The following is a 24,448-nucleotide window of genomic DNA, read 5'->3' on the forward strand; positions in this document are numbered from 1 at the left end:
TTTAACTTATTTTGAATAATGGGCTGCATTCTTCAATTTAATTGAAGAATGCACCCCCCCCCTTTTTGCGCTATTTCAGCGAGCCCAGAACCGCCAGACTTTCATAGCGTTTGATATAGGGTTCATGAAACACCCGGTCGACAAAGGCGCTGTATTCTTCCATGTCGCTGACCTGAATACGCAGCACAAAATCATGCGCCCCGGTCACATGATGACACTGCACAACTTCAGGCATTCTGCCGAATTCCTCGCGCATCAGCATGTAACGATCCGGTCGGTCGCGCTCCATGGTCAGAAGCACGATCACCATCATCTTCTTGCCAAATACCTTGGGCGATACGATCGCGACATCGCGTTCAATCACCCCGGTTTCACGCAGGCGCTGCACCCGGCGCAAACAGGCCGCCGATGAAAGGCCAACTTTCGCGGACAGCTCATTACCTGTTAACCGACTGTTTTCCTGCAATAATTCCAGCAGGCGATAGTCAAATTTATCGAGTTCCGCCAAGGTTCAATATACCAAACGACGCTGTAACATCCTTCGGATAAACATGACCGAAGCCGACAGCGAAAGAAAATCGTTTTTGCCAGATCTTTGCGAAAATGTCGCACAGATTTGCGAACTTTGCGCACTGTTTCACATAAACGAGGCGTAGATTGTTTGCGGGTTCGAAGGAAACTTTGACCCCTTATTAGCAAACAAACTCATGAGCCAGCATCATGCCAGCACAGTTTACAAATGGATCCCTCGCCGCCACCACCAATGTCGCGCCGGTATCAGGCGTAACCATCTGGCGCTGGCTCGTTCTTTTTTCGCGCAAATGGGCGCTGGCCTACAAGGTCGCCCGTGATGCGGAAATGCTTCGCAATGCCCCGCGCGAAGTGCTTGAAGACATCGGCATTGACCGCAAAGACGTCGCATTCGTCTGCGAACACGGCCACCTGCCGAGATAAGCCCAATTCCCCCAACGCAGGTATCCCACCCTGTGCACAAAAAAAGCCTGTCGGTGCCTTACTGCACGGACAGGCTTTTTGCGTTCCAGAACGCTGTGGTTTTCATGCGGGTTTAAACAGGCGGGCTGCCGGATGCTCGAACGTTACGCGCCCTTCTTTCATGCCCCAGATCGGGCGGCTGATTTCCGAAACCACTTGCGCGCGGCTTTGGGCGGGCAGGACGATGAAGCTTGCCGCTTCGCCAACCGCGATCTTGCTGGATCGGCCGAGAAGTTTGGCCGGGGCGTCGGACACCATGGCAAAGCAGTTTTCAAGTTCGGCCTCGGTCGCAAGCTGACTGACATTGGCATACAGGTTGGCCATGCGCGACAGCGAACAATCACCATAAGGCGTAAACGGGTTCAGCACATTGTTGGTCGCAATCGTGCAACACACACCATGGGCGGCAAGCTTGTGCGCCGGGGCAACGCCGCACGGTACGGAGTGATCATGATCGCGCCCGGTCAGGAAAAGGTCGGTTGCGGGCAACACGGTCAGGCCGATCCCGGCATCGCGCATGATGGCAATCGTGTCTTCAAGTTCGGGTTTGGGCAGCACCGACAATTTGGTCACATGCCCGATCATCACCCGCCCCTGCCAGCCAAAGGCGATGGATTGTTTTGCCACTTCATCCAAATGCCGCCAGCTGGCATCCAGATCAAAATCAAGATGGAAATCCAGATCGACATCATAGTCGCGCGCCATTTCAAACAGACGCAGGATCTGGCCATGTGGATCGGTATCCATATAGGGACAACCGCCCAGCAAATCGGCACCACTATCCAATGCCTGGCGCAACAGTTCCTCGGTCCCGGGATAGTTAAACAGGCCTTCCTGGGGGAAAACGCAAATTTCGATATCCATTGCCCAGGCAAAATCAGCCTTAAGCCGCTTGATGGCGTTAAAGCCCGCCAAGCCGATGCCCGGATCGATTTCGACATGGGTGCGCACCGCATTGGTGCCCTCGGTAATTGCCTTTTCAATCACGCGGGCACCGCGGGCGTAAATGTCATCCTTGGTAAAGCCGCTTTTGGCGTTGGCGACGGCACTGATCGCGCCCTGAAGCGTGCCGGTTTCGTTTTTGGCACGGTCAAGAATGCAGGCCTTATCAAGGTGGATGTGGCTTTCCACAAAGCCGCAACTGATCAGTTGGCCCGCTGCATCAAAGCTTGGCGCATCAAAACTTGGTCCATCGCCGGTAATCGACTGGGCAATTTCAACAATTTTTCCATCCGCCACGGCAAGATCGACAAGCGCATTCTCACCATTCAGGCAGGCGTTCCTCACCAGATAGTCAAGCATTCTCGTGTGCTCCCAGTTCCGGGTTTTTATCGTTGGGGGCTTTATCGCCCTGTTCGGCACCACCCAAATAGGCGGCAATCAGGCGTTCATCTTCTCTCAGATCGGATGCCTTGCCTTTGGCAACCACCTGCCCCTGTTCAAGGACATAGGCATAATCAGCGACCGAAAGCGCCATGGTCGCCATCTGATCGACCAGAAGGATGGTGACCCCTTCGTCGCGCAATTCGCCGAGAATGGCATAGAGTTCCTCGACCATGGCAGGCGCCAGACCAAGCGATGGCTCATCAAGCAACAGCGCCTTTGGCTTGGCGACCAGTCCACGGGCAATTGCCATCATTTGCTGTTCGCCCCCGGACAAAAGACCAGCCGGGCTGTTGATGCGATCGCGCAGACGCGGGAAGCGATTCAGGATGGCTTCAAGTTCATCCGAACTGACAGGTTTGGGTTGCTTATAGGCCCCCAGTTCGATGTTTTCGCGCACAGTCAGTTCCGGGAAGACCTGACGGCCTTCGGGCACCAGAACCAAGCCCTGTTCAACGATCTGATGCGGGGCAAGATCATGGATATATTCGTTGTTGAGAACGATCTTGCCATCCACGGGGCGCAGCAACCCGGCCAGTGCGGTCAGGAAGGTCGACTTGCCTGCACCGTTTGCCCCCAGAAGCGCAACCATTTCGCCCTGACGGACCTTGAGGTCCACGGAATGCAGAACCGGTGCGGCGCCATAGCCAGCCGTCAAGCGCAGGGTTTCGATCACCGGAGAGTCCCCGGCCTCAAACGGGATCGGGCGCGGGCGGGCCTTCATTTCGCCGTCACCAAGATAGGCGGCGATAACCTGCTGGTCGTTTTGAACCGCCTGCGGGGTGTCAAAGATAATCGGTGTTCCGGCATCCACGGCCAAAATCTGATCGGAAATGCCCATGACCATTTCCATGTCATGTTCGACCAGCACCACGGTAATTCCGGCATCGGCCAGTTGACGCAGCAATTTCGCCAGCGACACCTTGTCAGCATGCATCAGGCCAGCGGCCGGTTCATCCAGCAACAAGACCCCGGGTCTGGTCGCCAGCGACCGCGCAATTTCAACCAGCCTGCGATCAACATGCGGCAGGTCACCGGCACGGGCATCGATATCGCCATGATAGCCACAAAAGGCCAGAAGCCCGGCGGCATGGTTGCGGTTGCTATCCGATGCAATCGCGCTGAAAGGCTTGCCAAAGCGACCGACCGGAAGACCGGCAATGACATTGTCGATCACCGACATGTTTTCAAACAGACGGGTCGCCTGATAGGTGCGCGCAATGCCATTCCGCGCAGCAAAATCGGTTGGCTTGCCTGCGATGTCCTGATCCCCGATGCGCACGGTTCCTTCGGTCGGTTTGTAGAACCCGCTGATGATGTTCAAAAGCGTGGTTTTACCAGCCCCGTTCGGACCAATGATGGATGTGACATCGCCCGGCTTGGCGGTGAAGGAAACGGCATTGACCGCCTTCACCCCGCCAAAGGCGATGGACAGGTTTTCAACCACCAGACCGTCTGATTTGGCGTAATCCTTAAGGCCTGCCTCGATCTCGTGCGCCGGGGTGGCGGTGACACCGCGCTTGGTCAGCGGAATGAACCGTTCGATCACGCCGACAATCCCGCGCGGGGCAATCAGCAAAACGACAATCAAAAGTCCGCCAAAAATCAGCAGGCGATATTCGGCAAAATCGGCCAGAAGTTCGGGCAACAACACCGAAACCGATGCGCCGACCAGTGGCCCCAGAACCGTGCCCGCACCACCCAGAATGACGGCAAACAAATACAGGATCGACTGGCTGAGCGGGAAGTTTGACGGTGCGATAAACATCATAAGCGGTGCAAACAACGCCCCGGCAAGACCGGCCATGGCAGCGGCAATGGCAAAGCCCGATGCCTTGACGGCAAAGGCGTTATAACCAAGCGAACTTGCGGCGATTTCGGCATCGCGCATGCTGGTCATTGCCATGCCCCAGCCACTTGTCGCCAGACGACGGAAGGCAAAAAGCGCAACCCCGGCCAGAACAACACACAGCATCACAAGATCGCGTTCGCTAAACATATAGCCAAACAGTTCGGGCATCGGGAAACCCATCAGGCCGTTTTGCCCGCCGGTCAGTGCGCGCCATTCAATCGCGCCATGTTCGACAATAAAGGCAAAGGCAATCGTCACCATGGCAAGGAACGGCCCGGCCATGCGCACAGCCGAAAGTGCCAAAACACAGCCCGCCAACCCGGCAATCACGGTCGATGCAATCAGCGCCATCCAGAAATTAAGCCCGGCCAGCGTCAGAATGGCGCTGGCATAGGCCCCGATGGCAAAGAACCCGACCTGCCCCAGCGACACCAACCCGGTCAGGCCATATAAAACGTTCAGCCCCACACACAAAACGGTGGTGATGGCGACAAGGCCGATGACGAACTGGGTATAGCCGCCCGTGATCGTGACACCGATCAAACCGGCAATGATGGCGGCCAGGATGGTGGCATCAAGGGCGATGGATTTATTGAGTTTGGGCATCGGATTTTTGAATTTGATTTCGCGTTTCATCATCAGACCTTCTTGATCGCAGCACGGCCAAACAGGCCGCTTGGTTTGACGGTCAGAACCGCGATCACAAGCGCGAAGACGACGATGAAGGTGTAGGACGATCCGAGATAGGTGGTCACACCGGCCTCAACCAGGCCATAGATAAAGCCAGCCAACATCACGCTATAGGCCGATGTCATGCCGCCCAGAATGGCAACCGCAAAGGCCTTGAGGCCAAAAAGCGTACCCATATCCGAATGCACCGAAAACAGCGGCGCAATCAGAAGCCCGGCACAGCCGGCCAGCATCGATGAAATGGCGAAGGATCCGGTCACCATCAGGGTGGTGTTGATCCCCATCAGCTTGGCGGCCTGAAGGTTCTGCACGACGGCCAAAAGGGCCCGGCCCTGACGGGTATGACGGAACAGGGCATGCAGTGCGAGTGCCACACCAATGGCCGCGACCGGGATCAGGATCTGTTGCGGGTAAACGCCGGTGCCAAACACGTTCCAGCTTTCACCGACAAGGGCCGATGGCAGGGTGCGCGGTTCGTTGCCAAAGGTGAACAGAACCGCGTTATCAAGCAAAATACCGCCCGCGACAGTCGCCATCAGCCAGGCTTCGGAATTGCGAATGGCAAACGGACGAACAAGGAAAAATTCGACCATGATACCGGCAAGCCCGCAGCACAAAATGGCCAGCGGATAGCCGACAATGACCGGAAAACCGTATCGTTCGCAGAACACAAAGCCCAGAACAGCGCCCAGCATCACCATCGATCCTTGCGCAAAATTGACCTTGGAGGACACCGAATAGGTGATCTGGAAACCAAGTGCGATCAGCCCGTACATACTGCCCAGACCGATCCCGGTTATCAGAGCTGCGATTAAAAGTGTCATTGCCAGCCGCCTGCCTATGCCGTGCACATGAGTGCATCATTTAAAATGGATAAATCCCCGAATGGCGCGCATTGGGTACACGCCATTCGGGTTAGTAAATCGCTTATTTGATCGGAATGATCTGGCCTTCGACGAAATGCGCGAAGGTGTAGTCTTCGGGACCAAGCGCATCCTGATCGTCCGGGGTGAACGGCTTGTCATAGGTTTTGATCATGCCTTCGACACCGCTGATTTCGTACATCGCTTCGCGGATGGCCGGACCTTCGGTCGAACCGGCCTTTTCAATGGCGGCTGCAAGCAGAAGGGTTGCGTCATAGGCATTGGCAATGCCGGTTGCTGGGGTCACGTCGGCAAGGGTTTCGATTTCCGGGAACTTTTCCTGAAGTTTGACGAACATCGGATTTGCCGGATCGGTAAACAGATAGGTCTGGATGAAGTGGACTTTCTCGCCCGACTTGCCAGCCAGTTCGGTGAAGCGGCCACCGGCCGGCCCCCAATGCGATGAAATCGGAACATCCCAGCCCATACGATCAAGCGACTTGATCACCTGTGCAGTCGGGGCAACGTTGGCAACGACAAACAGGGAATCCGCACCGTTTTCCTTAAGACGGGTCAGCTGCGGGACAACATCGACATCGTTTGATTCAAACTTTTCGATCCCGGCATGTTCCATGCCACGCTTTTCAAGCGCCTTGAGCAGGCCCTTTTCATTCGACTCCCCCCAAGGGTTGTTGATCAGGATCATGCCCGGTTTCTTCGCACCGTAATTGGCAATCAGATACTCCGTGATGGCTTCGTCGACATATTCATCAACCGCCGAAACGCGGAAGACATAGTTTTCCTCTGCACCGTTTTTGGTGATCCCGGTTCCGGCAGCCCACGGGCCAATGAACGGGATTTTCTGCTGGTTCACATAGGGCACGATCGCAAAGGATACCGGCGTATCAAGGCCACCAATGATCGCCGCAACGCCTTCGCGCTGGGCCAGTTCACGGGCTGCAACCAGACCCTTGCCCGGGTTGCTTTCATCATCACGCGATACAAGTTCAAGCGGCTTGCCAAGAACACCACCCTCGGCATTGATCTTGTCAATCGCAAGGGTGATGCCGCGCGTAATGGCTTCGCCCGACTTGGCCGACTGACCGCTGAGTGCGGCAACAAGGCCAAGCTTCACAGTGTCTTCTGCACGGGCATCGTGGGCAGGCAGGGTGGTGGCGAATATCAGCGCAGCAGCAGCCCCGAGAAGGGCGGCACGCCGCGTTATTTTCCGGAAAGGCGAAGAAATAGGCATGTGAGACTCCCTGATTATGTGTCTGCAGCGTTCGGTGTCGCAAATTCGCGTTGCGCACCAAATCGTCACCGCAGTGCAGCAAGCGACATGCCAAGAATCATAATCATTCAAAATCAGAGACTTAGGCGTTTTTCCATCCGGGCAGAAAACAGAATTGCCTCATGTATACGCAGATTGCATGCAATTTTTGCATAAAATTAGTGCATGCAAAATTTCTGCACAGCGTTTATGCTGATGCCAGATCAATTCCCGAAAACAGAGGCTTTTGAAATGAGCGACCAAACCGCGGAAAATGTGCTTGATACCTTGCCGCCAGAGGCCCAGACCGTGCGTGATTTTCTTGATGCATCCATGAAACCCGACCCGGAACTGGCGGCGACATTCATGTCTGATGATGTCGTCATCACCTTTACCGATGGTCAGAAGTACGATCATCCGTCGGGCACCACGGCCTTTAACGCCGCGCGCTATAAATGGGTAAAAAAGAAGTTCGGTCAGTTTGATGTCGCCCATACCAACGGCCAGACCGTTGTTTACAGCACTGGCTGGCTTTACGGCGAATGGCCCGACGGCACCCCGTTTGAAGGCAACCGTTATATCGACCGTTTCGTGATTGAAAACGGCAAGATCATCAAAATGGATGTCTGGAATGAAAGTGCGGAACGCATTCTGATCCGCAAGGGTATCAAGGCTTAGGCCCGCATATGCCAAATCCGCATCGGCACCTGCCCACCCCCAATCCCTGGAATGCGAAAGATCGCCTGCACTTGCGGACAGGCGATCATGTGCGCGGCGGCACTGTTGCGTTATGCCCCGCCGTCGCGCACTTTCCGGGCATAGGGTTCGAGCGCATCAAGATACAAAAGCGGCCCGCCTTCCTCTGTCGTGAACAGGGCCCTGTCGGCAACCGCCGTCAGATGATGGCGCATCAGTTTGCGCGCGGTGTCTTCGTCCCCCTTGGCGAGGGCATCAATGATCTGGCGGTGTTCCTGAATGCCGCAATCGGTCGAGTGCGGGCGGGCATAAAGCGAAAGCGTCAAACCACAGCGATAGCCGATTTCCTCGACATAGCGCAGCAAGACCGGACTTCCCGAAAGACGTGCGAGCAAAATGTGGAATTCGGTGGCAAGCCGGATCGAGATCGGCTCCGACGCGTTTTCGGCTTCGACTTCCTTGGCAAGATGGGCTTCAAGTTCGCCCAGAATTTCCGGGCTCATATTCTTGATCACCCGGCTGATGACAAGGTCTTCGATCTGGGTGCGGAGCTCGAAAAGATCACGGGCCTCTTCAAGGCTGGGCTTGGCAACCATCGCGCCCTTGTTGCGGCGAAGTTCGATCAGCCCTTCGGCCGCAAGCCGTTCAAGCGACTGGCGAATAAGGGTGCGGCTGACGCCGAACCGTTCACCCAAAGAATCTTCGGGCAGCTTCATGCCGGGCATCAGTACACGTTCAAGGATTGCCGAACGCAATGCCGAACTGATCATGTCTGTACGATGCTTTGCCTTGTCCGCTGCTTTCATCCCGATCCGCCACGTTTCTTGTTTCGAAGATTTTGTAACCTGCGCTTGTATAAAGGATTGTATGCAATTTCGCCACACCCGATCCACGCGCAGTCCGACCCAATTCAAATACAACCTCGTTGACTGAAAGAATGCCCCCATGACCGATCAACAGACGGCCTTTAAACATCGCGCCATGGTCACAAGCCCCAGCACGGCGGCCAGCGAGGCCGGTGCAAAAGTTCTGCGCGATGGCGGCACCGCGATTGAGGCGGTTGTCGCCACGGCATCCGTCCTTGCCGTGACCTACCCGCATTTCTGCGGCATTGGTGGTGATGCGGTCTGGATGGTTTCAGACAACACCGGCAAGGTTCAGTCTTTCCTGGGTATTGGTCAGGCCGCCGAAAAAGGCGGCGATACAATCACGCCCGGTACCCCAATTCCGCTGCGCGGTCCGGGCTCGACCCTGACCACAGCGTGCACGGTGGATTCATGGCAACACGCGCTTGATCATTCGGCAAAGAACTGGGGCGGGACCAAAAACCTGTCGGAATTGATCACGCCTGCAATTGCGCTTGCGGAAAACGGCTTTGCGATCAGTCCGTCACAATGTTTCTGGCTTGATTTCCGTAAAGAGGAAATCGCCAATTGGCCGAGCTTTATGGACGTTTTCACGCCAAACGGGCGGATGCCCCATGTCGGTGAAACCTTCCATCAGCCGCATTTGGCGCAAAGCCTGAAACGCATTGCCGAGTTTGGCGCGCGCGATTTCTATGAAGGCGGTCTTGCGGATCAGATTGTCAAAGGTTTGTCAGCCGTCGGATCGCCGATCACCAAGGCGGACCTTGCAAAAACCCGCACCCGAACGGTCGATGCGGTGTCCCTTGACTATGGTGACGTCACCCTGTTTGCCCCGCCCGCGCCAACGCAAGGATTGGCGACGCTTATGACCATGGGGGTGTTGCGCGAAATGGGGCAAAAGAACTGGGCCGAGGGAACGGCGGATCATTACCATCTGGTGGTCGAGGCCATCAAACGGGCATTCCTGAAACGCGATCAGATCGCCGATCCCGATTTTACCAGCACCGATTTTACGGCCCTTCTGGATCACGCCGATCTGGCCGCAGATGCCAAGGACATCTCGCCCACCAATGCGCTTGATTGGCCGCATCCGTTCCGGCATGGCGATACGGTGTTTCTGGCCGCCAAGGATGCCAATGGCAATTGCGCCAGTGTTTTGCAAAGCACCTATTTCGATTGGGGCAGCGGGGTGGTCGCGGGCGATACCGGCATTGTCTGGCAAAACCGCGGGGCCGCATTCAGCACCGATCCCAACCACCCGAATGCCTTCGCACCGGGCAAGCTTCCGTTCTATACGCTTAATCCCGGCATGGCGCTTAAGGGGGGCAAGCCGCATTTGCTGTATGGCACACAAGGGGCCGATGGACAGCCGCAAACCCTTGCGATGTTGTTGACCCGCCTGCTTGATTTCGGCCTGTCACCGGCGGACGCACTCGCCAAGCCGCGCTTTTTGCTTGGCAAGACGTTTTCCGATGCCAATGACAGCCTGAAACTTGAAGTCGATGCCGGGGATGACGTGTTTGACGAGCTGGCCGCACGTGGTCATGTCCTGCGTGCGATTGAGCAGCAAAGTGCCCTTGCCGGACAGGCCGGGATCATCCGCATTGACGAGGATGGCTTCGTCGACGGGGCACATGATCCGCGCAGTGACGGAAAGGCGATTGGCGTCTGACGATTAGATCATCATTCAGCCCAGACAAAGGAAAAGGCCGCGCCCCACAGGCACGGCCTTAACTGTTCCGAAGCCCCCCTTACAACAAAGCTTCGGAAACTCCCCCCACACAAAACGGGCAAGGTGACCCTAGGTATGTTCCCTAGATGGCGAGGTACTGATCGCGCAGTTCCTCGTCATCCAGAACAGCCTGCGCGGTCCCGTCAAAGACGATCTCGCCGCTATCCATGATGATGGCGCGGTCTGCCAGTTTCAGCGCTGCAATCGCGTTCTGTTCGACAATAATGGTGGTGATGCCGAGCTTTTTGACGTTTTGCAGGGTTCTTTCGATTTCCTGAACAATAACCGGTGCCAGACCTTCATAAGGTTCATCAAGCAGCAGGATCTTGATGTCACGGGCCAGAGCACGCCCGATGGCAAGCATCTGTTGCTCACCGCCCGAAAGCGTGATCGCCTCCTGCTCCGCCCTTTCACCAAGACGCGGGAACAGTTCATAGATGCGCTGGATTGACCAACCATGCGGTTCGGCAATCTGGGCCAGCTCAAGGTTCTGTTCGACCGTCATGCCCGGAATGATGCGACGATCTTCGGGCACAAGTTGCAGACCCAAACGGGCGGCCTGCCATGCCTTCATTTCGTGCAATGGCTGGTGATCAAGCCAGATCTCGCCATGTTTGAGTTCCGGGTCCCCCATGCGGGCAAGCGTACGGAGCGTCGATGTCTTGCCCGCCCCGTTACGCCCGAGAAGGGCCAGAATTTCGCCTTCGCGGATGTCAAAGGACAGCCCCTGAACGATGTAGCTTTCGCCGTAATAGGCATGGATGTCATAGACCGAGAAAAACGCCGGGTCGCCACCCTGTTTACGGACAGGTTCCTGTTTTGGCAGCGCGTTCATACCGTTTCCCCTCCGAGATAGGCTTCCTTGACCCGTGGGTCGTTACGTACTTCTTCAGGTGTGCCTTCACAAATGATGGCACCCTGGGCCAGAACGCTGATGCGATCGGCCAGACTGAACACAACATGCATGTCGTGCTCAATGATCACCTTGGTCATGCCACGTTCCTTGATCCGTTTAAGCAGATCAATCGTGCGGTTGGTATCATGGCGCGACATGCCTGCGGTCGGTTCATCAAGCAAGAACAGTTTCGGCTGTTGCCCAAGGCACATGGCAAGTTCAAGACGGCGCTTGTCACCACGTGACATCGAACCGGCAAGATGATCCTTGTGCTGAAGCAAGCCGACATCTTCAAGAAGGTGTTCAGCATGTTCGAGGACTTCTTTTTCCGAGAACAGGCTTTTGATGAAGTTCATCTTGAAAATGCCTTCGCGCTTGGCAAAGGCCGGAACCATCACATTTTGCAAAAGCGACAGTTCCGGGAAGATTTCCGGCGTTTGGAAAACACGCGCGACACCAAGCTGGTTGATCTCGTGCGGTTCCTTGCCAGTCAGCACCTGATCGCCAAGAAGCACACGGCCACGGCTGGGTGCCAGACGCCCGACAATCACGTTCAGCAATGTCGATTTGCCAGCCCCGTTCGGCCCGATAATCGCGTGCACGGTGCCTTCCTTAACCCGAAGGTTAATATCGGAAAGCGCCTGCAGACCGCCAAAGTTCTTGTCAACGTCGGTGACGTCAAGAATGTATTCGGACATGGATCAGACCTCCCCCGCCGATGTTTGTTCTTTTTCTTTGTTTTCATGACCGTCGGACTTCGGCTCGGTTTTCTCGCGTTTGAAGAGCAGACGCGACAGGCGGCTGATACCCTCCATGATGCCACCGGGCAGGAAGATCACGATCAGCATGAAGACAAGGCCAAGGGTCAGATGCCAGCCTTCGCCAACAAACAGGCCAACCACGGATGCAATCGGGTGTGCCAGCCAGTCCGGCAGGAAGGAGAATGCATTGAGCAGCACGGTATCGTTAAAGGCCGAGAAGATGTTCTCGAAATACTTGATGATACCAGCGCCCAGAAGCGGACCAATCAAGGTGCCAACACCGCCAAGGATCGTGATCAGAACGACCTCGCCCGATGCAGTCCACTGCATGCGCTCGGCCCCGGCCAGCGGATCGGTTACCGCCAGAAGCGAACCGGCAAGACCGGCATACATGCCCGAGATGACAAAGGCGGTCATCAGATATGGACGGGTGCTGAACCCGGTATAGCCCATGCGGTTCTGGTTTGACTTGATCGCGCGCAGCTTAAGCCCGAATGGCGAGCGGAAGATACGCAGGTAAATGAAGAACGAAATCAGCATCAGGGCCGCACAGATATAGAAGCCCGAATAACCGATCCCCTCGATCCCGAACAGGTTCGGGGTCGGAAGCGATGCGTCCGCTTCGATGCCAGACATGCGATCGAGAACACGCGGATCCGCCTGTTCAAGCTGCAGACCGGTTTCACCATTGGTGATCGGGGTCAGAACCGAATAGGCCAGGTTATAGGACATCTGTGCAAAGGCCAGTGTCAGGATCGAGAAGTAAATCCCCGAACGACGCAAGGACACAAAACCGATGGCCAGCGCGAACAGCCCCGAAAGGACCGTGCCAAAGATCAATGCCGGAATGACATTCATCGACAGCAGCTTGAACGACCAGACGGCGGTGTACGACCCCACACCCAGAAAGGCTGCGTGACCAAAGGACAGATAGCCGGTCAGGCCAAACAGAATGTTATAGCCGATGGCAAAGATGCCAAAGATCATGAACTTCTGCATCAGGTCGGGATAGGCCGCCCCGAAGGGCTGCAACCACAGCGGCATGGTCAGGACCACGGCCGACAGGATGGCCATGAAGATCATATCCTTCTTGGGCGAGACGATTTTTGTATTTGACATTTTTTAGCTCTCCATCACGCCCCGGCGTCCCAGCAGACCGCGCGGACGGGTCAGCAGAATGACGACGGCAACAAGGTAGATGATGATCTGGTCAATCCCCGGGAAGATGTCTTTCACCTCGGTCATGGATGAGAAGGACTGCAAGATCCCCAGCAGGAAGCCAGCGGCCACCGCACCGGGCAAAGAGCCCATGCCACCCACAACAACCACGACGAATGACAGTACCAGGAAGTCCATGCCCAGATGATAATCCGGGGGCAGAACCGGCGTGTACATCACGCCTGCCAGACCCGCGACCACGGCCGCGATGCCAAACACAATCGTAAAGCGACGTTCAATATTGATGCCCAGAAGCTCGACCGTTTCACGGTCGGCCATCCCGGCGCGCACCACCATCCCGTAGGTGGTGAAATGCAGGAACGAGAATACAAGGCCAATGGTAATCAGCGAGAACGCCAGATAAATCAGACGCCACCACGGATAAACAACAGCTTCACCAAGACCAAAGATCGCGCCAACGGCTGCAGACCCCGAAACGATATCAGGTGCCCCCTGCGGGATCGGGTTCGCGCCAAAGGCTGCCTTGACCAGTTCCTGAAGAACAATGGCCAGACCAAAGGTCACAAGAATCTGCTCGGCATGAGGACGCTTGTAGAAATACCGGATGAGCGAGCGTTCCATGACAATGCCGATTAACAACATCACCGGTACTGCCAGGATGATCGATAACGGTACCGACCAGTCAATGATCGCCGTCCCGGTATCACCAAACCACAGTTCGAGGTATGGCGTTTCCTTGTAGGCGTCAAAGAAGGTGACCGACTCATCCTTGACCTTGACCGAAAGGGTCAAAAGTTTTTCCAGAGTGACCGCGCAGAATGCGCCCATCATGAAGATGGCACCGTGGGCAAAGTTCACCACGCCGAGCGTGCCAAACACCAGGGTCAGACCAAGTGCAATCAGTGCGTAGGCACCGCCCTTGTCCAGACCATTCAGGATTTGAAGAAATATAGCGTCCATCAGTTATCCGCCGCGTATTCGTAAGGGACTTAGTCAAAAGTCGTATAGGCCGAGGCCAGAGGGCAAACGGGCCGACCATTGGGAGATGGCCGGCCCTACTTGCATCAATTTTGGGTGTATCAGACTTGATACGGCCCCAGTTCCCCGCCGAACATATCGGCCGGATATTCGACCTGTGCACGCGGAACGTTTTTAACGACTTCAAGAAGGTCAAAGTTGGACTGCGGGTTTTCTTTACCACGCACAACCAGAACGTCCTTGAAGCACTGGTGGTCTTCTGCACGATACAGGGTCGGGCCGTTGCCCGCGCCATCGAACTCGAAGCCTTCGAGCTGCTTGATGACTTCCCAAGGTGCAAAGGTACCGGCCATTTCGCAGGCGTTTGCATACAGCAGCGTCTGGACGTAGCAGGTATGTGCAGCCTGGGACGGCGGGAAGCCGTATTCCTGACCGAACGATTTGACGAAGGCCTGCGAACCGGCGTCGGTCAGCGACCAGTGCCAGTTGGTGGTACCAAGGATACCTTTTGCAGCTTCGCCAGCACCCTGTGCCATCAGGCGGGAATACAGCGGAACAACGATTTCGAAGTTCTTGCCATTCACCTGCTTGTCACGCAGACCGAACTGAACAGCCTGGGTCAGGGAGTTGACCATGTCCTTACCATAGTGGTTCAGGATCAGGACATCTGCACCAGAGTTCAGAACCGGGGTGATGTACTGCGAGAAGTCACCAGCACCAACCGGGGTACGAACCGTGTTGACGGTTTCCCAACCGATATTCTCGGTTGCGGCCTTGATCGATTCTTCCTGAGTCCAGCCCCAGGTGTAATCGGCCGTCAGGTGATAAGCGCGGCGTTCGTTGCCGTACTCGTCAAGCAGAACCGGCGCGATCGCCTGACCGGACATGTAAGCGTTGAAGAAGTGGCGGAAGCCATAACGCTTTTTGTCTTTACCGGTGGTGTCATTCGAGTGGGTCAGACCCGCCATGAAGATGACGCCCATTTCCTGGCAAAGACCCTGCACGGCAATTGCCACACCAGAGGACGAACCACCGGTAACCATTGCCACATTGTCTTTTTCAATCATACGCTTTGCAGAAGCACGCGCAGCATCGGACTTGGTCTGGGTATCACCGGTTACGAACTCGACCTTTTTGCCGAGGATACCGTTACCCTTGAGCTCAAGCGGCTTCATGGTATTGAGCATACCACCATCGCCTTCGCCGTTGATGTGCTTGACTGCAAGCTGATAGGCGCGCAGTTCGTCAGCACCCTCATCGGCATACGGACCGGTCTGCGGAACGTTAAAGCCGAGTTTGACGCTGGAAGCGCTACCCGGATCGCCACGGAAGGTCTGGGCATGCGCGTTCTTGATGAAATGCATCGGGAAAGTGCCGCCAATGAGGGCTGCACCCGTTGTTGCCGCGGACCCTTTCAGGATCGTACGACGAGATACATTTCCGATAAGCTTAGTCTCCGACATGGTTTTCCTCCCCAATGTCTTGGGATCTGTTTCAGAGAAATCTGAGGTCTGTATTTTGGTTCTTTTTCTTATCGACCTGTCAAAACAATGAGGAGCATTTGAAAATGAATCAACACCTAGTTGATATAAAACAACTTTTTTGTAAATATATAGATGGCCCTTGTGAAAATTTGTAAATCTTGTCAACAGGTAAGACTTTAGTATGGCGCGTCAGGCCCCCATCGGACACCGCATTCGCGGACGACGAAAAGACATCGGAATGACCCAGAACGCCCTGGCGAAGGCTGCGGGCATCTCGGCATCCTATCTTAATCTGATCGAACATAACCGTCGCTCTATTGGCGGCGGATTGTTGATGCGAATTGCCGAGGCACTGGAAATTCACCCGCATACGCTGTCCGGGTCAGAGGAAAGCCGATTGCTTTCCGACCTTGCCGAAGTCGCATCCGACCCCGTCTTTCGCACCACCCCGGTCGAAAGCCGCGACTTCCCGGCCATGATCGCCGCCGCACCGGGCATGATCACGGCGTTCCTGTCGCTGTACCGCGCATATCGCAGCGGCCTTGATGACATTGATGCCCTGTCCGAACGGCTTAGCCACGATCCGTTCCTGACCGAGGCCAGCCATTCGATCCTGACGCGCATCACGTCGATCCGCACCGTGGCGGAAATCTTTGATGATTATGATGATCTGTCGCCCGATCAGCGGGCACGCTTTAACGCGACACTGGTACAGGAATCCCAGCGCCTTGCTGAATCCGCGACCGAGATTTTCAACTTTCTTGAACGAGGCGAAGCCGGTCGCCCCGCCGCCAGCCCGGCCGAGGAAGTCGATGACCTGCTGTATGACAATGCCAACCATTTCCCCAGCCTTGAAGACCACGCCCACAAGATGCGCCCGGTGATTGATCCGGATGGCGGGCTCTATCTGACTGACCTGATCAACTATCTTGAGGACCGCCACAAAACCCGGATCGAACGCCTGCCGTCCGAAGATTTCCTGACAAGCGGCCATCAATGGGATGCCAAAAACAACACACTGCGCGTATCGCGCGCCCTGCCGATCACCTCGGCCCGTTTTCAGGCGGCCCGCACCATTTGCCGCCTTGAGGCTGCCGAGCCAATCAATGAAATCCTTGATCAGGCCCAGGTCAGCAGCGAAGCAGGCCGGGTTCGCGCATCAGAAGCCCTGATTTCATATGCGGCGGCGGCATTGCTGTTTCCCTATGAGCCGTTTTTGGATGATGCGCGCAGCATGCGCCACGATATCGAACTGCTTCAGCAACGCTATGCCGCAAGCTGGGAGCAAGTTTGCCACCGCCTGACCACGCTTCGCCGCCCCGGAGCCGAAGGCATTCCGTTTCATCTGGTGCGAACGGATATTGCCGGAAATATTTCCAAGCGCTTTTCGGCATCCGGCCTGCAATTGCCACGCTATGGCGGCGCCTGCCCCCGCTGGGTCGTGCACGAAGCCTATACCGCGCCCGAACGTGTTATTCCGCAATTTGTCCGCCTGCCCGATGACAGTGAATATCTGTTTGTCGCGCGTGCCCTGCGATCAGGCGCCGGGGGGTATGGGGTGCCGCGATCGGTTCATTCGGTGATGATCGGATGTGATACGGTGTTCTCGAATGATGTCGTCTATGGTGACCGTTTGTCGCTTGATCGACCGGAATCAGCCGTTCCGGTTGGTATATCGTGCCGACAATGCCCACGTAATGACTGTGCGCAACGCGCTTATGAAATGGCGGAAGGCACACCCAAAATGGCTGCGAAATGAGAGGCCGACACCATCAACAGCAATACCTTATGTATACCACCCCAAAGTAGCATTATCATTCAGCGCATTAGCCGCTAGGATTGGGGGTATAACAATCCGAAAAATCGGGAGAACGTCCTTGAATGAGAGACCAAAGGTCTTGATTGCCGAAGACGAGGAAACCATTGTCGAGTCCCTGAGCTTCCTGATGGAGAAGGAAGGCTATGATGTCAGCGTCGCCACCGATGGGCGCACCGCGATTTCCATGATTGCGCGCGACATTCCGGACATGGTTTTACTTGATGTCATGATGCCTGTTTGCGATGGGTTTGAAGTCGTGCGCGCCGTGCGCGGCGATTCCAACACCCGGCAAGTGCCGATCATGATGCTCACCGCCAAGACACGCGAAGTGGACCGTCGCAAGGGTCTTGAGCTTGGTGTCGATGATTTTGTGACCAAGCCATTTTCCACACGCGATGTTGTGTCCCGGGTCAAGGCCCTGCTGGAACGCAACGCGAACTGAAACGCGCGTTCGCGTTCCCCATCAACCGGCAGGAGGCGCCCATCACACCGCCACGCAGACTTACCGAACGCGCCCTTGTCCTGATGCTGGTGGCCCTGTTCATCTGGCTGCCACCAATCGTGGGCATGTTTTCGCTTGATGGCACGATCCTTGGCCTGCCGATCCTGTTTGTCTATTTTTTTGTCGGATGGGCCATACTGATTGCGCTGTGTGCTGTTCTAACAAGCGCACTTCGCAACGCTGCCCAGACCGAGAGGAAATAGCCCATGCTGTCCTCGGAACTGGTCATCCTCGTTTCGCTGATTTATGTCGGGCTGCTTTATGCGATTGCATGGTGGGGCGACAAGCGCGCGCGTGACGGACATTCCTGGGTCCGCAACCCGACGGTCTATACATTATCCATCGCGGTTTACTGCACGTCCTGGACGTTTTATGGCGCTGTTGGCACGGCAGCACGCAACGGGCTTGAATATCTGACGATCTATCTGGGACCGACCGTGATCTTTCTGGGCTGGTGGTTTTTGCTGCGCAAGATGCTGCGCATTTCCAAGGCCCACCGTATCACGTCAATCGCTGACTTTATCTCGTCACGCTATGGCAAAAGCACCCAGCTTTCCGTCCTTGTGACCCTGATCGCGGTGATTGGCACCACGCCCTATATCGCGCTTCAGCTCAAGGCAATCGCCACCAGCTATACGGTGCTGACGGCCTGGGATCACGGCATGATCGAGCCGGTCCGCGAGACCGTCAGCGTCTTTTCCGACAGTGGCTTTTGGGCCGCTGTTGGCCTGACGCTTTTTGGCATTCTGTTTGGCACGCGCTTTATTGATGCCGACGAACATCACGAGGGCATGGTTGCTGCCATCGCCTTTGAAAGTCTGGTTAAGCTGTTTGCCCTTCTGGCCGTTGGTTTCTTTGTCTCGTTCGTGATGTATGACGGGCTTGGCGATCTGTTTGCGCAATCAGCCGAAAACGCCGATACGGCAAAACTTTTGATGCTGCCGGAAAATGGCAGTTCACGCTGGCTGACGCTTATGATGCTGTCGATGGCTGCCATCCTGTGTCTGCCGCGCCAGTTTCAGGTCATCATCGTTGAAAATGTCGATGAACGTCATCTCGCCACCGCAAGCTGGGCGTTCCCGCTGTATCTTCTGGCGATGAACCTGTTTGTTCTACCAATTGCCCTTGCCGGGCTTGGCGCACTTCCGGTCTGGTCGGACCCGGATTTCTTTGTGATTTCCGTCCCGCTTTTTGAAGACCAATCCTTGCTGGCCCTTCTTGCCTATGTTGGCGGACTTTCGGCCAGTACCAGCATGGTGATTGTTGCGACCATCGCCCTTTCCACCATGGTATGTAACGACCTGATTGTCCCGGCCCTGTTGCGTATTCGCCCACTGCGCCTGACCGAGCGTGATGACCTGACCGGGCTTTTGATCTTTATCCGCCGCGCCTCCATCGTTGTCGTGGTGTTTATGGGCTTTGCCTATTACCGGTCTGCCGGGGCCAGCGATGCCTTGGCTGAAATCGGCCTGATTTCCTTTGCCGCCATTGCCCAGTTCATCCCGATCATGATTGGCGGCCTGTACTGGAAGGGTGGCACACGCACCGGTGCGCAGGTCGCACTGACCATCGGCTTTGCCGTTTGGGGCTATACCTTGTTGCTGCCATCGCTTGCCGACAGTGGCTGGATGGATCCGTCATTAATTCTGAACGGCGCGTTTGGCCATCCGTGGTTGCGCCCCGAAAGCCTGTTTGGCCTGACCGATTTTGCGCCGTTGACCCATGCCCTGATCTGGTCGATTTCGCTTAATACTGCCGCCTATGTCCTGATCAGCCTGTTTACCGTACCAAGTGCGCTTGAACGCATTCAGGCAACCCTGTTTGTCGATGCCTTTTCGCGCAAAGGTCAGGATACGGTGATCTGGCGGTCATCGGCCTCGGCCAATGATCTTTATGAACTGGTTGAACGGTTTTTGGGCCGGGATCGCGCCTATCAGTCCTTCCGCCAGTTTGACCGAAGCATTGATCCTTCGTGGCGGGGCAAGGGCGAAGCCGATGCCGACATGATCGCCTTTACCGAACGCCTGCTGGCGGGGTCCATCGGGGCGGCATCGGCGCGTGTCATGGTGTCATCTGTTGCCAAGGGGGAGATGGTCAGTCTTGATGAAGTGCTTGAGATTCTTGAAGAAACATCGCACGTCATCGAGTATTCCCAACGCCTTGAAACCAAGTCCCGAGAGCTTGAAAAAACCGCCGCCGAGCTGCGCGCGGCCAATGAACGGCTCAAGGAACTGGACCGGCTCAAGGATGAATTCCTGACAATGGTCAGTCATGAATTCAGAACCCCACTGACATCGATCCGGTCCTTCTCCGAGATTCTGGTCGATTCGCCCAACCTTGACCCGAAACAGGCCGACCACTTCCTTGAGATTATTGTCCGTGAAAGCGAACGTCTCACACGCCTGATTGATGATCATCTTGATCTTGCCCGTCTGGAAGCCGGTCATTCCGACTGGCGTGCGGTCGAGGTGGACCCGCGTACGGTGCTTGATGAAAGCATCGATGCGGTCAAAGGCCTGTTTGATTCCAAGGGCGTGGTGCTGACCACGGAATATTCGCGCAACTCGGTATTGTTGCATGTCGACCGGGACCGCCTGACACAGGTCTTTATCAACCTGCTTTCCAACGCGGCCAAGTTCTCTGACCCCGATCATCCCGAGGTCTCGGTCCGGGGCGAGGCCATGGATGGCGGTTATCTGGTGTCGATCACCGACAACGGCAACGGCGTTGCCCCCAACGAGCTTGAGATCATCTTTGACAAATTCTCGCGGGGCGGAAAATACGCCGACGACAAACCCAAACCATCCGGTTCCGGCCTTGGACTGGCAATCGCCAAACATGTCGTCGAACATTGTCAGGGCAAAATCTGGGCTGAAAGCCCGGCAGGACAGGGGGCGACGTTCCGCGTTTTCATCCCCGGCGAGATGATGGAGTCCATTGCCCCGGCAAGACCCGATACCCTGGCCAAGTAATCCACCTTCCAGATACAACAAGGGCGCGCAAAACAAACTTTGCACGCCCTTGCTCATTCTTGCTCATTGCGATGATCGCAATGCTTAACCCGTCGCTTATTTCATCGTCGGCATGACGAATTCAGCACCCTTGCGGATACCGGTCGGCCAGCGCGAGGTGATGGTTTTCAGCTTGGTATAGAAGCGAACGCCTTCCGGGCCATGCATGTGATGGTCACCAAACAGCGATGCTTTCCAGCCGCCAAACGAATGGAAGGCCATCGGAACCGGGATCGGCACGTTGATGCCAACCATACCGGTTTGGGTACGCGCCGCAAATTCACGTGCGGTGTCACCGTCGCGGGTAAAGATCGCGGTGCCGTTGCCATATTCATGATCGTCAACAAGTTTGGCTGCGGTATCAAAATCATCGGTGCGCACCACCGACAGAACCGGACCAAAGATCTCTTCCTTGTAGATGCTCATATCCGGGGTGACGTCATCAAACAGGGTGCCACCAACGAAGTAGCCGTCTTCATAGCCCTGAAGCTTGATATCACGGCCATCAACGACCAGCTTGGCACCTTCTTCGACACCCTTGTTGATATAGCCAACAACCTTGTCGCGGTGTGCAGCGGTGACCAGCGGGCCCATTTCGGCCGTCGGATCCGTGCCCGGCGCCACACGCAGTTCATTGATGCGCGGAACCAGCTTTTCGATCAGGGTATCTGCCGTTTTCTTGCCAACCGGAACAGCAACCGAGATGGCCATGCAACGCTCGCCAGCCGAACCGTAAGCCGCGCCCATCAGGGCATCAACCGCCTGATCCATGTCGGCATCCGGCATGATGATCATGTGGTTTTTCGCCCCGCCAAGGGCCTGACAACGTTTGCCCTGTGCGGTTGCGGTTTCGTAGATGTATTTGGCAATCGGGGTCGAGCCGACAAAGCTGATGGCCGAAACATCCGGATCAAACAGAAGCGCATCCACCGCTTCCTTGTCACCCTGAACAACGTTGAACACACCGTCCGGAAGACCGGCTTCGGTCAGCCATTCTGCCAGCAGAAGCGAGGCAGACGGATCGCGCTCGGACGGTTTCAGGATGAAGCAGTTGCCGCAAGCAAGGGCGACCGGGAACATCCACATCGGCACCATGGCCGGGAAGTTGAACGGCGTGATACCGGCAACGATGCCCAGCGGCTGACGGATGGAATGGCTGTCAACCTTGGTACCGACATTCTCGGTGAACTCACCTTTCAGCAGCTGCGGCGCACCGGTTGCAAACTCGACAACCTCGATCCCGCGGGTGACTTCGCCCAGCGCATCGGACAGAACCTTGCCGTGTTCGGCGGTAATGGCGGCAGCGAGTTCTTCAGAACGATCTTCGAGGATGCCGAGGAACTTGTTGAGAATGCGCGCACGGCGCAGCGGCGTTGTTGCCGCCCATTCGGCCGCGACTGCGGATGCGGACTCAACCGCTGCGCGGACTTCGGCCTTGGACGCCAGATCAACCGTCGCGCTTTCGGCACCCGTCGCCGGATTGAAAACCGGTGCCGAACGCCCGGACGTACCGGCAACACGTTTGCCGTTGATGTAATGGGTAAGTTGGGTTGCCATTGGGTTTCTCCCGATAAACCTGATGATCCGTGGGACGATCTTGATACTTAATATAAGTGGGGGTTTTACCCCTCATAACCTGTACCCATTATGACTATGCACAGGGATGCACATCAATTATCATTTCCGCAAACTCGATGTGCAAAATTTAAAGTCACCACAGGACCAGACCCGTCATGGATTGGGATCGTTTCCGCATCTTTCTGGCTGTTGCCCGCCAAGGCCAGATCCTTGCCGCTGCCCGGCAGCTTGGCCTGAACCACGCAACGGTGGGCCGGCAGCTGACGGCACTTGAACAGGAACTTGGCACCAAGCTGATTGAACGGCGCACCACCGGATCGGACCTGACCCCGGCGGGACAGGAGTTGATGCAGGCGGCAGAGGCTGCTGAATCGGCTTTCTTGCGCGCCGGCAATGCCGTTTCCAACCAGTCCGAAATGATCAGCGGCACGGTCCGCGTCGGCGTACCGGATGGATTGGGCAACTATTTTCTGGCAAGTGAGTTGGCTCACTTTGCGTCAAACCACCCGGACCTTGTCATTCAGCTGGTGCCGCTGCCACGCACCTTTTCGCTGTCCCAGCGCGAAGCCGACATTGCCATTACACTTGACCGCCCCAAGCAGGGCCGGCTCGTAATCCGCAAACTCACCGACTACACGTTGAGTGTCTATGCCACGAAATCCTATATCGAACGCTTTGGCGCGGTCGAAACCGAGGCCGATCTGACGGACCGCCTGTTTGTCACCCATATCGAGGATCTGATTTACAGCCGCGCGCTGGATTATGCCGCCCGCCTTGGCAAACTGATGAAGCGTCGCTTTGAATGCGGCAGTGTGGTGGCCCAGATGGAGGCGGTGCGCAACGGATATGGTATTGGCATCCTGCATGACTACGCCACCGAAGGCATCCCCGACCTTGTCCGCCTGCTGCCTGAAATCCGCTTCACCCGAAACTACTGGATGCTCCAGCATCCGGACACCAAGGACACCCGGAGCGTCGCGGCAATTGCAGAGCATATTACCAAGGTTGTGCGCACAGCACGCGCCAGATTTATCGTCGAATGACCAACACCGGTGCAAAGCCGAAATGCACAGCTAAGTCGTCCGACGTCATACGCGCGAACACCTTCCTGACGTCAACAGGTTTGCAACTGGGCCTGCAAACAGAAACCAGCCTTTGGCTACCTTAACAAACACAAAAGCCCGTTCAAAACTGAACGGGCTTTTGAAGTATCAACAAATGACGATTGTTCATTTATTTCGCCAATCGATCTCGAACTTGGCCTGCGGCGACAGGGTCCGCAGCTTTTGTTCGAAATAGGCCTGCATTTCAGCAAGACTTTCCTCGTCAGCGGCAGACATTGCAACCGTCAAAAACAGGTAGGTCGCGCTCAGCTCGCAGGCGCCTTTTTCAAAGGCCAGCAAACCGGCATCTGGTTTGCGCAGCGAAACCTCGACATTATCGCCGCGGGCTTGCAGCAACATACCCTTCAAAAAGCAAGGCGCATTGCGCAGATAAATGTCTGCAAACGCAAAGCTGTCAACATTATCTTGTTGCTTGGAAGTTTCAGAAACAGGGGAGGCGTCTTCAATCGAAACATCCATTGATTCGACTGCAGCCGGCCAGGACTCCTTCACATTAAACGCAAGATTAGACATATGCATCACCAATCCTTTAAGGGCGCATTCGCGCACGGTATCCCCATACCCCTTGGACACGCATCTCATATCGTGTTTTCGTCAAACAATGATGACTATTAGTCACTTACACTGCAGAACAAACCAACGTCAATGCACTTTGTCCTGTAGAAAAATGTCCCAAATCGGGCAAACCGCAAGGTCCGTGGCAACATTTTTTGTCGCCACGGAGTTCTGCATCGCACAAATCCAAGCTTTTGGCGGCTTAAAGCCTTTGGGC

Annotated in this window: 21 protein-coding genes; 8 read left to right on the forward strand and 13 right to left on the reverse strand. The window is 55.9% G+C overall.

The features are described 5' to 3' along the window. Window positions 1-70: 70 nt before the first annotated feature. The gene (locus tag AUQ43_RS08330) at window positions 71-508 is read right to left on the reverse strand and encodes an Lrp/AsnC family transcriptional regulator (RefSeq protein WP_062955801.1); all 438 of its coding nucleotides are present in this window, start codon (window positions 506-508) and stop codon (window positions 71-73) included. A gap of 212 nt (window positions 509-720) precedes the next feature. On the opposite strand from AUQ43_RS08330, the gene AUQ43_RS08335 reads away from it, so the two are divergent. Beyond that, window positions 721-954, forward strand: coding sequence for a hypothetical protein (locus AUQ43_RS08335; RefSeq protein WP_062955802.1), 234 nt, complete (start codon window positions 721-723; stop codon window positions 952-954). 102 nt (window positions 955-1,056) lie between these two features. On the opposite strand, the gene AUQ43_RS08340 is transcribed toward AUQ43_RS08335, so the two are convergent. The 4 genes from AUQ43_RS08340 to AUQ43_RS08355 all read right to left on the reverse strand — a co-directional run bounded on the left by AUQ43_RS08340 (window position 1,057) and on the right by AUQ43_RS08355 (window position 7,033). Further along, the gene (locus AUQ43_RS08340; RefSeq protein WP_062955803.1) at window positions 1,057-2,295 is read right to left on the reverse strand and encodes an amidohydrolase family protein; all 1,239 of its coding nucleotides are present in this window, start codon (window positions 2,293-2,295) and stop codon (window positions 1,057-1,059) included. Beyond that, window positions 2,288-4,867 (reverse strand): branched-chain amino acid ABC transporter ATP-binding protein/permease, encoded by a 2,580-nt coding sequence (locus AUQ43_RS08345; protein WP_062955804.1) that lies wholly within the window; start codon window positions 4,865-4,867, stop codon window positions 2,288-2,290. Before AUQ43_RS08345 ends, AUQ43_RS08340 begins: the two co-directional genes overlap by 8 nt. Then, window positions 4,867-5,742, reverse strand: coding sequence for a branched-chain amino acid ABC transporter permease (locus AUQ43_RS08350; protein ID WP_062955805.1), 876 nt, complete (start codon window positions 5,740-5,742; stop codon window positions 4,867-4,869). Before AUQ43_RS08350 ends, AUQ43_RS08345 begins: the two co-directional genes overlap by 1 nt. A 103-nt stretch (window positions 5,743-5,845) precedes the next feature. Further along, window positions 5,846-7,033 carry an ABC transporter substrate-binding protein gene (locus tag AUQ43_RS08355; protein ID WP_062955806.1) on the reverse strand — a complete coding sequence of 396 codons (1,188 nt, stop codon included), beginning with the start codon at window positions 7,031-7,033 and terminating at the stop codon, window positions 5,846-5,848. A 270-nt stretch (window positions 7,034-7,303) separates the two neighbouring features. On the opposite strand from AUQ43_RS08355, the gene AUQ43_RS08360 reads away from it, so the two are divergent. Further along, on the forward strand, window positions 7,304-7,729 hold the full coding sequence (locus AUQ43_RS08360; RefSeq protein WP_062956033.1) for a nuclear transport factor 2 family protein: 426 nt from the start codon (window positions 7,304-7,306) through the stop codon (window positions 7,727-7,729). Window positions 7,730-7,839: 110 nt separating this feature from the next. On the opposite strand, the gene AUQ43_RS08365 is transcribed toward AUQ43_RS08360, so the two are convergent. Beyond that, window positions 7,840-8,553, reverse strand: a complete 714-nt coding sequence (locus AUQ43_RS08365) for a GntR family transcriptional regulator (protein ID WP_062955807.1) — start codon at window positions 8,551-8,553, stop codon at window positions 7,840-7,842. A 139-nt stretch (window positions 8,554-8,692) separates the two neighbouring features. Between AUQ43_RS08365 and AUQ43_RS08370 the strand changes: the two genes are divergently transcribed. Beyond that, window positions 8,693-10,285: a gamma-glutamyltransferase family protein gene (locus AUQ43_RS08370; RefSeq protein ID WP_198157160.1), complete on the forward strand. Its 1,593-nt coding sequence runs from the start codon at window positions 8,693-8,695 to the stop codon at window positions 10,283-10,285. Window positions 10,286-10,427: 142 nt separating this feature from the next. On the opposite strand, the gene AUQ43_RS08375 is transcribed toward AUQ43_RS08370, so the two are convergent. From AUQ43_RS08375 to AUQ43_RS08395, 5 genes are all read right to left on the reverse strand, one after another. Further along, window positions 10,428-11,180: an ABC transporter ATP-binding protein gene (locus tag AUQ43_RS08375; protein WP_062955808.1), complete on the reverse strand. Its 753-nt coding sequence runs from the start codon at window positions 11,178-11,180 to the stop codon at window positions 10,428-10,430. After that, a complete protein-coding gene (locus AUQ43_RS08380; RefSeq protein ID WP_062955809.1) occupies window positions 11,177-11,938 on the reverse strand; it encodes an ABC transporter ATP-binding protein in 762 nt (253 codons plus the stop codon). The genes AUQ43_RS08375 and AUQ43_RS08380 overlap by 4 nt, the downstream gene beginning before the upstream one ends. A gap of 3 nt (window positions 11,939-11,941) precedes the next feature. Next, complete coding sequence (locus tag AUQ43_RS08385) at window positions 11,942-13,120, reverse strand: branched-chain amino acid ABC transporter permease (RefSeq protein WP_062955810.1); 1,179 nt, start codon at window positions 13,118-13,120, stop codon at window positions 11,942-11,944. Window positions 13,121-13,123: 3 nt separating this feature from the next. After that, entirely contained in the window at window positions 13,124-14,140 is a 1,017-nt protein-coding gene (locus AUQ43_RS08390; protein WP_062955811.1) for a branched-chain amino acid ABC transporter permease, read from the reverse strand. Window positions 14,141-14,259: 119 nt separating this feature from the next. Continuing rightward, entirely contained in the window at window positions 14,260-15,621 is a 1,362-nt protein-coding gene (locus AUQ43_RS08395) for an ABC transporter substrate-binding protein (RefSeq protein ID WP_084272034.1), read from the reverse strand. A 202-nt stretch (window positions 15,622-15,823) separates the two neighbouring features. Between AUQ43_RS08395 and AUQ43_RS08400 the strand changes: the two genes are divergently transcribed. The 4 genes from AUQ43_RS08400 (at window position 15,824) to AUQ43_RS08415 (ending at window position 20,935) form a co-directional block, all read left to right on the forward strand. Continuing rightward, window positions 15,824-17,401: a helix-turn-helix domain-containing protein gene (locus AUQ43_RS08400; RefSeq protein ID WP_062955812.1), complete on the forward strand. Its 1,578-nt coding sequence runs from the start codon at window positions 15,824-15,826 to the stop codon at window positions 17,399-17,401. Window positions 17,402-17,519: 118 nt separating this feature from the next. Then, window positions 17,520-17,903: a response regulator transcription factor gene (locus AUQ43_RS08405; RefSeq protein WP_232310634.1), complete on the forward strand. Its 384-nt coding sequence runs from the start codon at window positions 17,520-17,522 to the stop codon at window positions 17,901-17,903. 83 nt (window positions 17,904-17,986) lie between these two features. Beyond that, on the forward strand, window positions 17,987-18,166 hold the full coding sequence (locus AUQ43_RS08410; protein WP_062955814.1) for a hypothetical protein: 180 nt from the start codon (window positions 17,987-17,989) through the stop codon (window positions 18,164-18,166). A gap of 3 nt (window positions 18,167-18,169) precedes the next feature. Then, window positions 18,170-20,935 (forward strand): sensor histidine kinase, encoded by a 2,766-nt coding sequence (locus AUQ43_RS08415; protein ID WP_062955815.1) that lies wholly within the window; start codon window positions 18,170-18,172, stop codon window positions 20,933-20,935. A 96-nt stretch (window positions 20,936-21,031) separates the two neighbouring features. On the opposite strand, the gene AUQ43_RS08420 is transcribed toward AUQ43_RS08415, so the two are convergent. Beyond that, the gene (locus AUQ43_RS08420) at window positions 21,032-22,531 is read right to left on the reverse strand and encodes a CoA-acylating methylmalonate-semialdehyde dehydrogenase (protein WP_062955816.1); all 1,500 of its coding nucleotides are present in this window, start codon (window positions 22,529-22,531) and stop codon (window positions 21,032-21,034) included. A gap of 176 nt (window positions 22,532-22,707) precedes the next feature. On the opposite strand from AUQ43_RS08420, the gene AUQ43_RS08425 reads away from it, so the two are divergent. Continuing rightward, window positions 22,708-23,595: a LysR family transcriptional regulator gene (locus AUQ43_RS08425; protein ID WP_062955817.1), complete on the forward strand. Its 888-nt coding sequence runs from the start codon at window positions 22,708-22,710 to the stop codon at window positions 23,593-23,595. A 186-nt stretch (window positions 23,596-23,781) separates the two neighbouring features. Here the strand turns inward: AUQ43_RS08425 and AUQ43_RS08430 are convergent, their stop codons facing one another. After that, window positions 23,782-24,225 (reverse strand): DUF2218 domain-containing protein, encoded by a 444-nt coding sequence (locus AUQ43_RS08430; RefSeq protein WP_181838559.1) that lies wholly within the window; start codon window positions 24,223-24,225, stop codon window positions 23,782-23,784. Window positions 24,226-24,448: the final 223 nt, after the last annotated feature.

Source organism: Thalassospira sp. MCCC 1A01148, from assembly GCF_001613795.1.
GTDB lineage: Bacteria > Pseudomonadota > Alphaproteobacteria > Rhodospirillales > Thalassospiraceae > Thalassospira.

What these genes read in the sequence shown, in the direction of transcription:
- AUQ43_RS08360 (WP_062956033.1), top strand. Translation starts at nt 7,304, where the DNA reads ATGAGCGACCAAACCGCGGAAAATGTGCTTGATACCTTGCCGCCAGAG.
- AUQ43_RS08355 (WP_062955806.1), bottom strand. Translation starts at nt 7,033, where the DNA reads ATGCCTATTTCTTCGCCTTTCCGGAAAATAACGCGGCGTGCCGCCCTT.
- AUQ43_RS08375 (WP_062955808.1), bottom strand. Translation starts at nt 11,180, where the DNA reads ATGAACGCGCTGCCAAAACAGGAACCTGTCCGTAAACAGGGTGGCGAC.
- AUQ43_RS08365 (WP_062955807.1), bottom strand. Translation starts at nt 8,553, where the DNA reads ATGAAAGCAGCGGACAAGGCAAAGCATCGTACAGACATGATCAGTTCG.
- AUQ43_RS08335 (WP_062955802.1), top strand. Translation starts at nt 721, where the DNA reads ATGCCAGCACAGTTTACAAATGGATCCCTCGCCGCCACCACCAATGTC.
- AUQ43_RS08390 (WP_062955811.1), bottom strand. Translation starts at nt 14,140, where the DNA reads ATGGACGCTATATTTCTTCAAATCCTGAATGGTCTGGACAAGGGCGGT.
- AUQ43_RS08350 (WP_062955805.1), bottom strand. Translation starts at nt 5,742, where the DNA reads ATGACACTTTTAATCGCAGCTCTGATAACCGGGATCGGTCTGGGCAGT.
- AUQ43_RS08420 (WP_062955816.1), bottom strand. Translation starts at nt 22,531, where the DNA reads ATGGCAACCCAACTTACCCATTACATCAACGGCAAACGTGTTGCCGGT.
- AUQ43_RS08380 (WP_062955809.1), bottom strand. Translation starts at nt 11,938, where the DNA reads ATGTCCGAATACATTCTTGACGTCACCGACGTTGACAAGAACTTTGGC.
- AUQ43_RS08410 (WP_062955814.1), top strand. Translation starts at nt 17,987, where the DNA reads ATGCTGGTGGCCCTGTTCATCTGGCTGCCACCAATCGTGGGCATGTTT.
- AUQ43_RS08395 (WP_084272034.1), bottom strand. Translation starts at nt 15,621, where the DNA reads ATGTCGGAGACTAAGCTTATCGGAAATGTATCTCGTCGTACGATCCTG.
- AUQ43_RS08340 (WP_062955803.1), bottom strand. Translation starts at nt 2,295, where the DNA reads ATGCTTGACTATCTGGTGAGGAACGCCTGCCTGAATGGTGAGAATGCG.
- AUQ43_RS08370 (WP_198157160.1), top strand. Translation starts at nt 8,693, where the DNA reads ATGACCGATCAACAGACGGCCTTTAAACATCGCGCCATGGTCACAAGC.
- AUQ43_RS08400 (WP_062955812.1), top strand. Translation starts at nt 15,824, where the DNA reads ATGGCGCGTCAGGCCCCCATCGGACACCGCATTCGCGGACGACGAAAA.
- AUQ43_RS08345 (WP_062955804.1), bottom strand. Translation starts at nt 4,867, where the DNA reads ATGATGAAACGCGAAATCAAATTCAAAAATCCGATGCCCAAACTCAAT.
- AUQ43_RS08385 (WP_062955810.1), bottom strand. Translation starts at nt 13,120, where the DNA reads ATGTCAAATACAAAAATCGTCTCGCCCAAGAAGGATATGATCTTCATG.
- AUQ43_RS08415 (WP_062955815.1), top strand. Translation starts at nt 18,170, where the DNA reads ATGCTGTCCTCGGAACTGGTCATCCTCGTTTCGCTGATTTATGTCGGG.
- AUQ43_RS08425 (WP_062955817.1), top strand. Translation starts at nt 22,708, where the DNA reads ATGGATTGGGATCGTTTCCGCATCTTTCTGGCTGTTGCCCGCCAAGGC.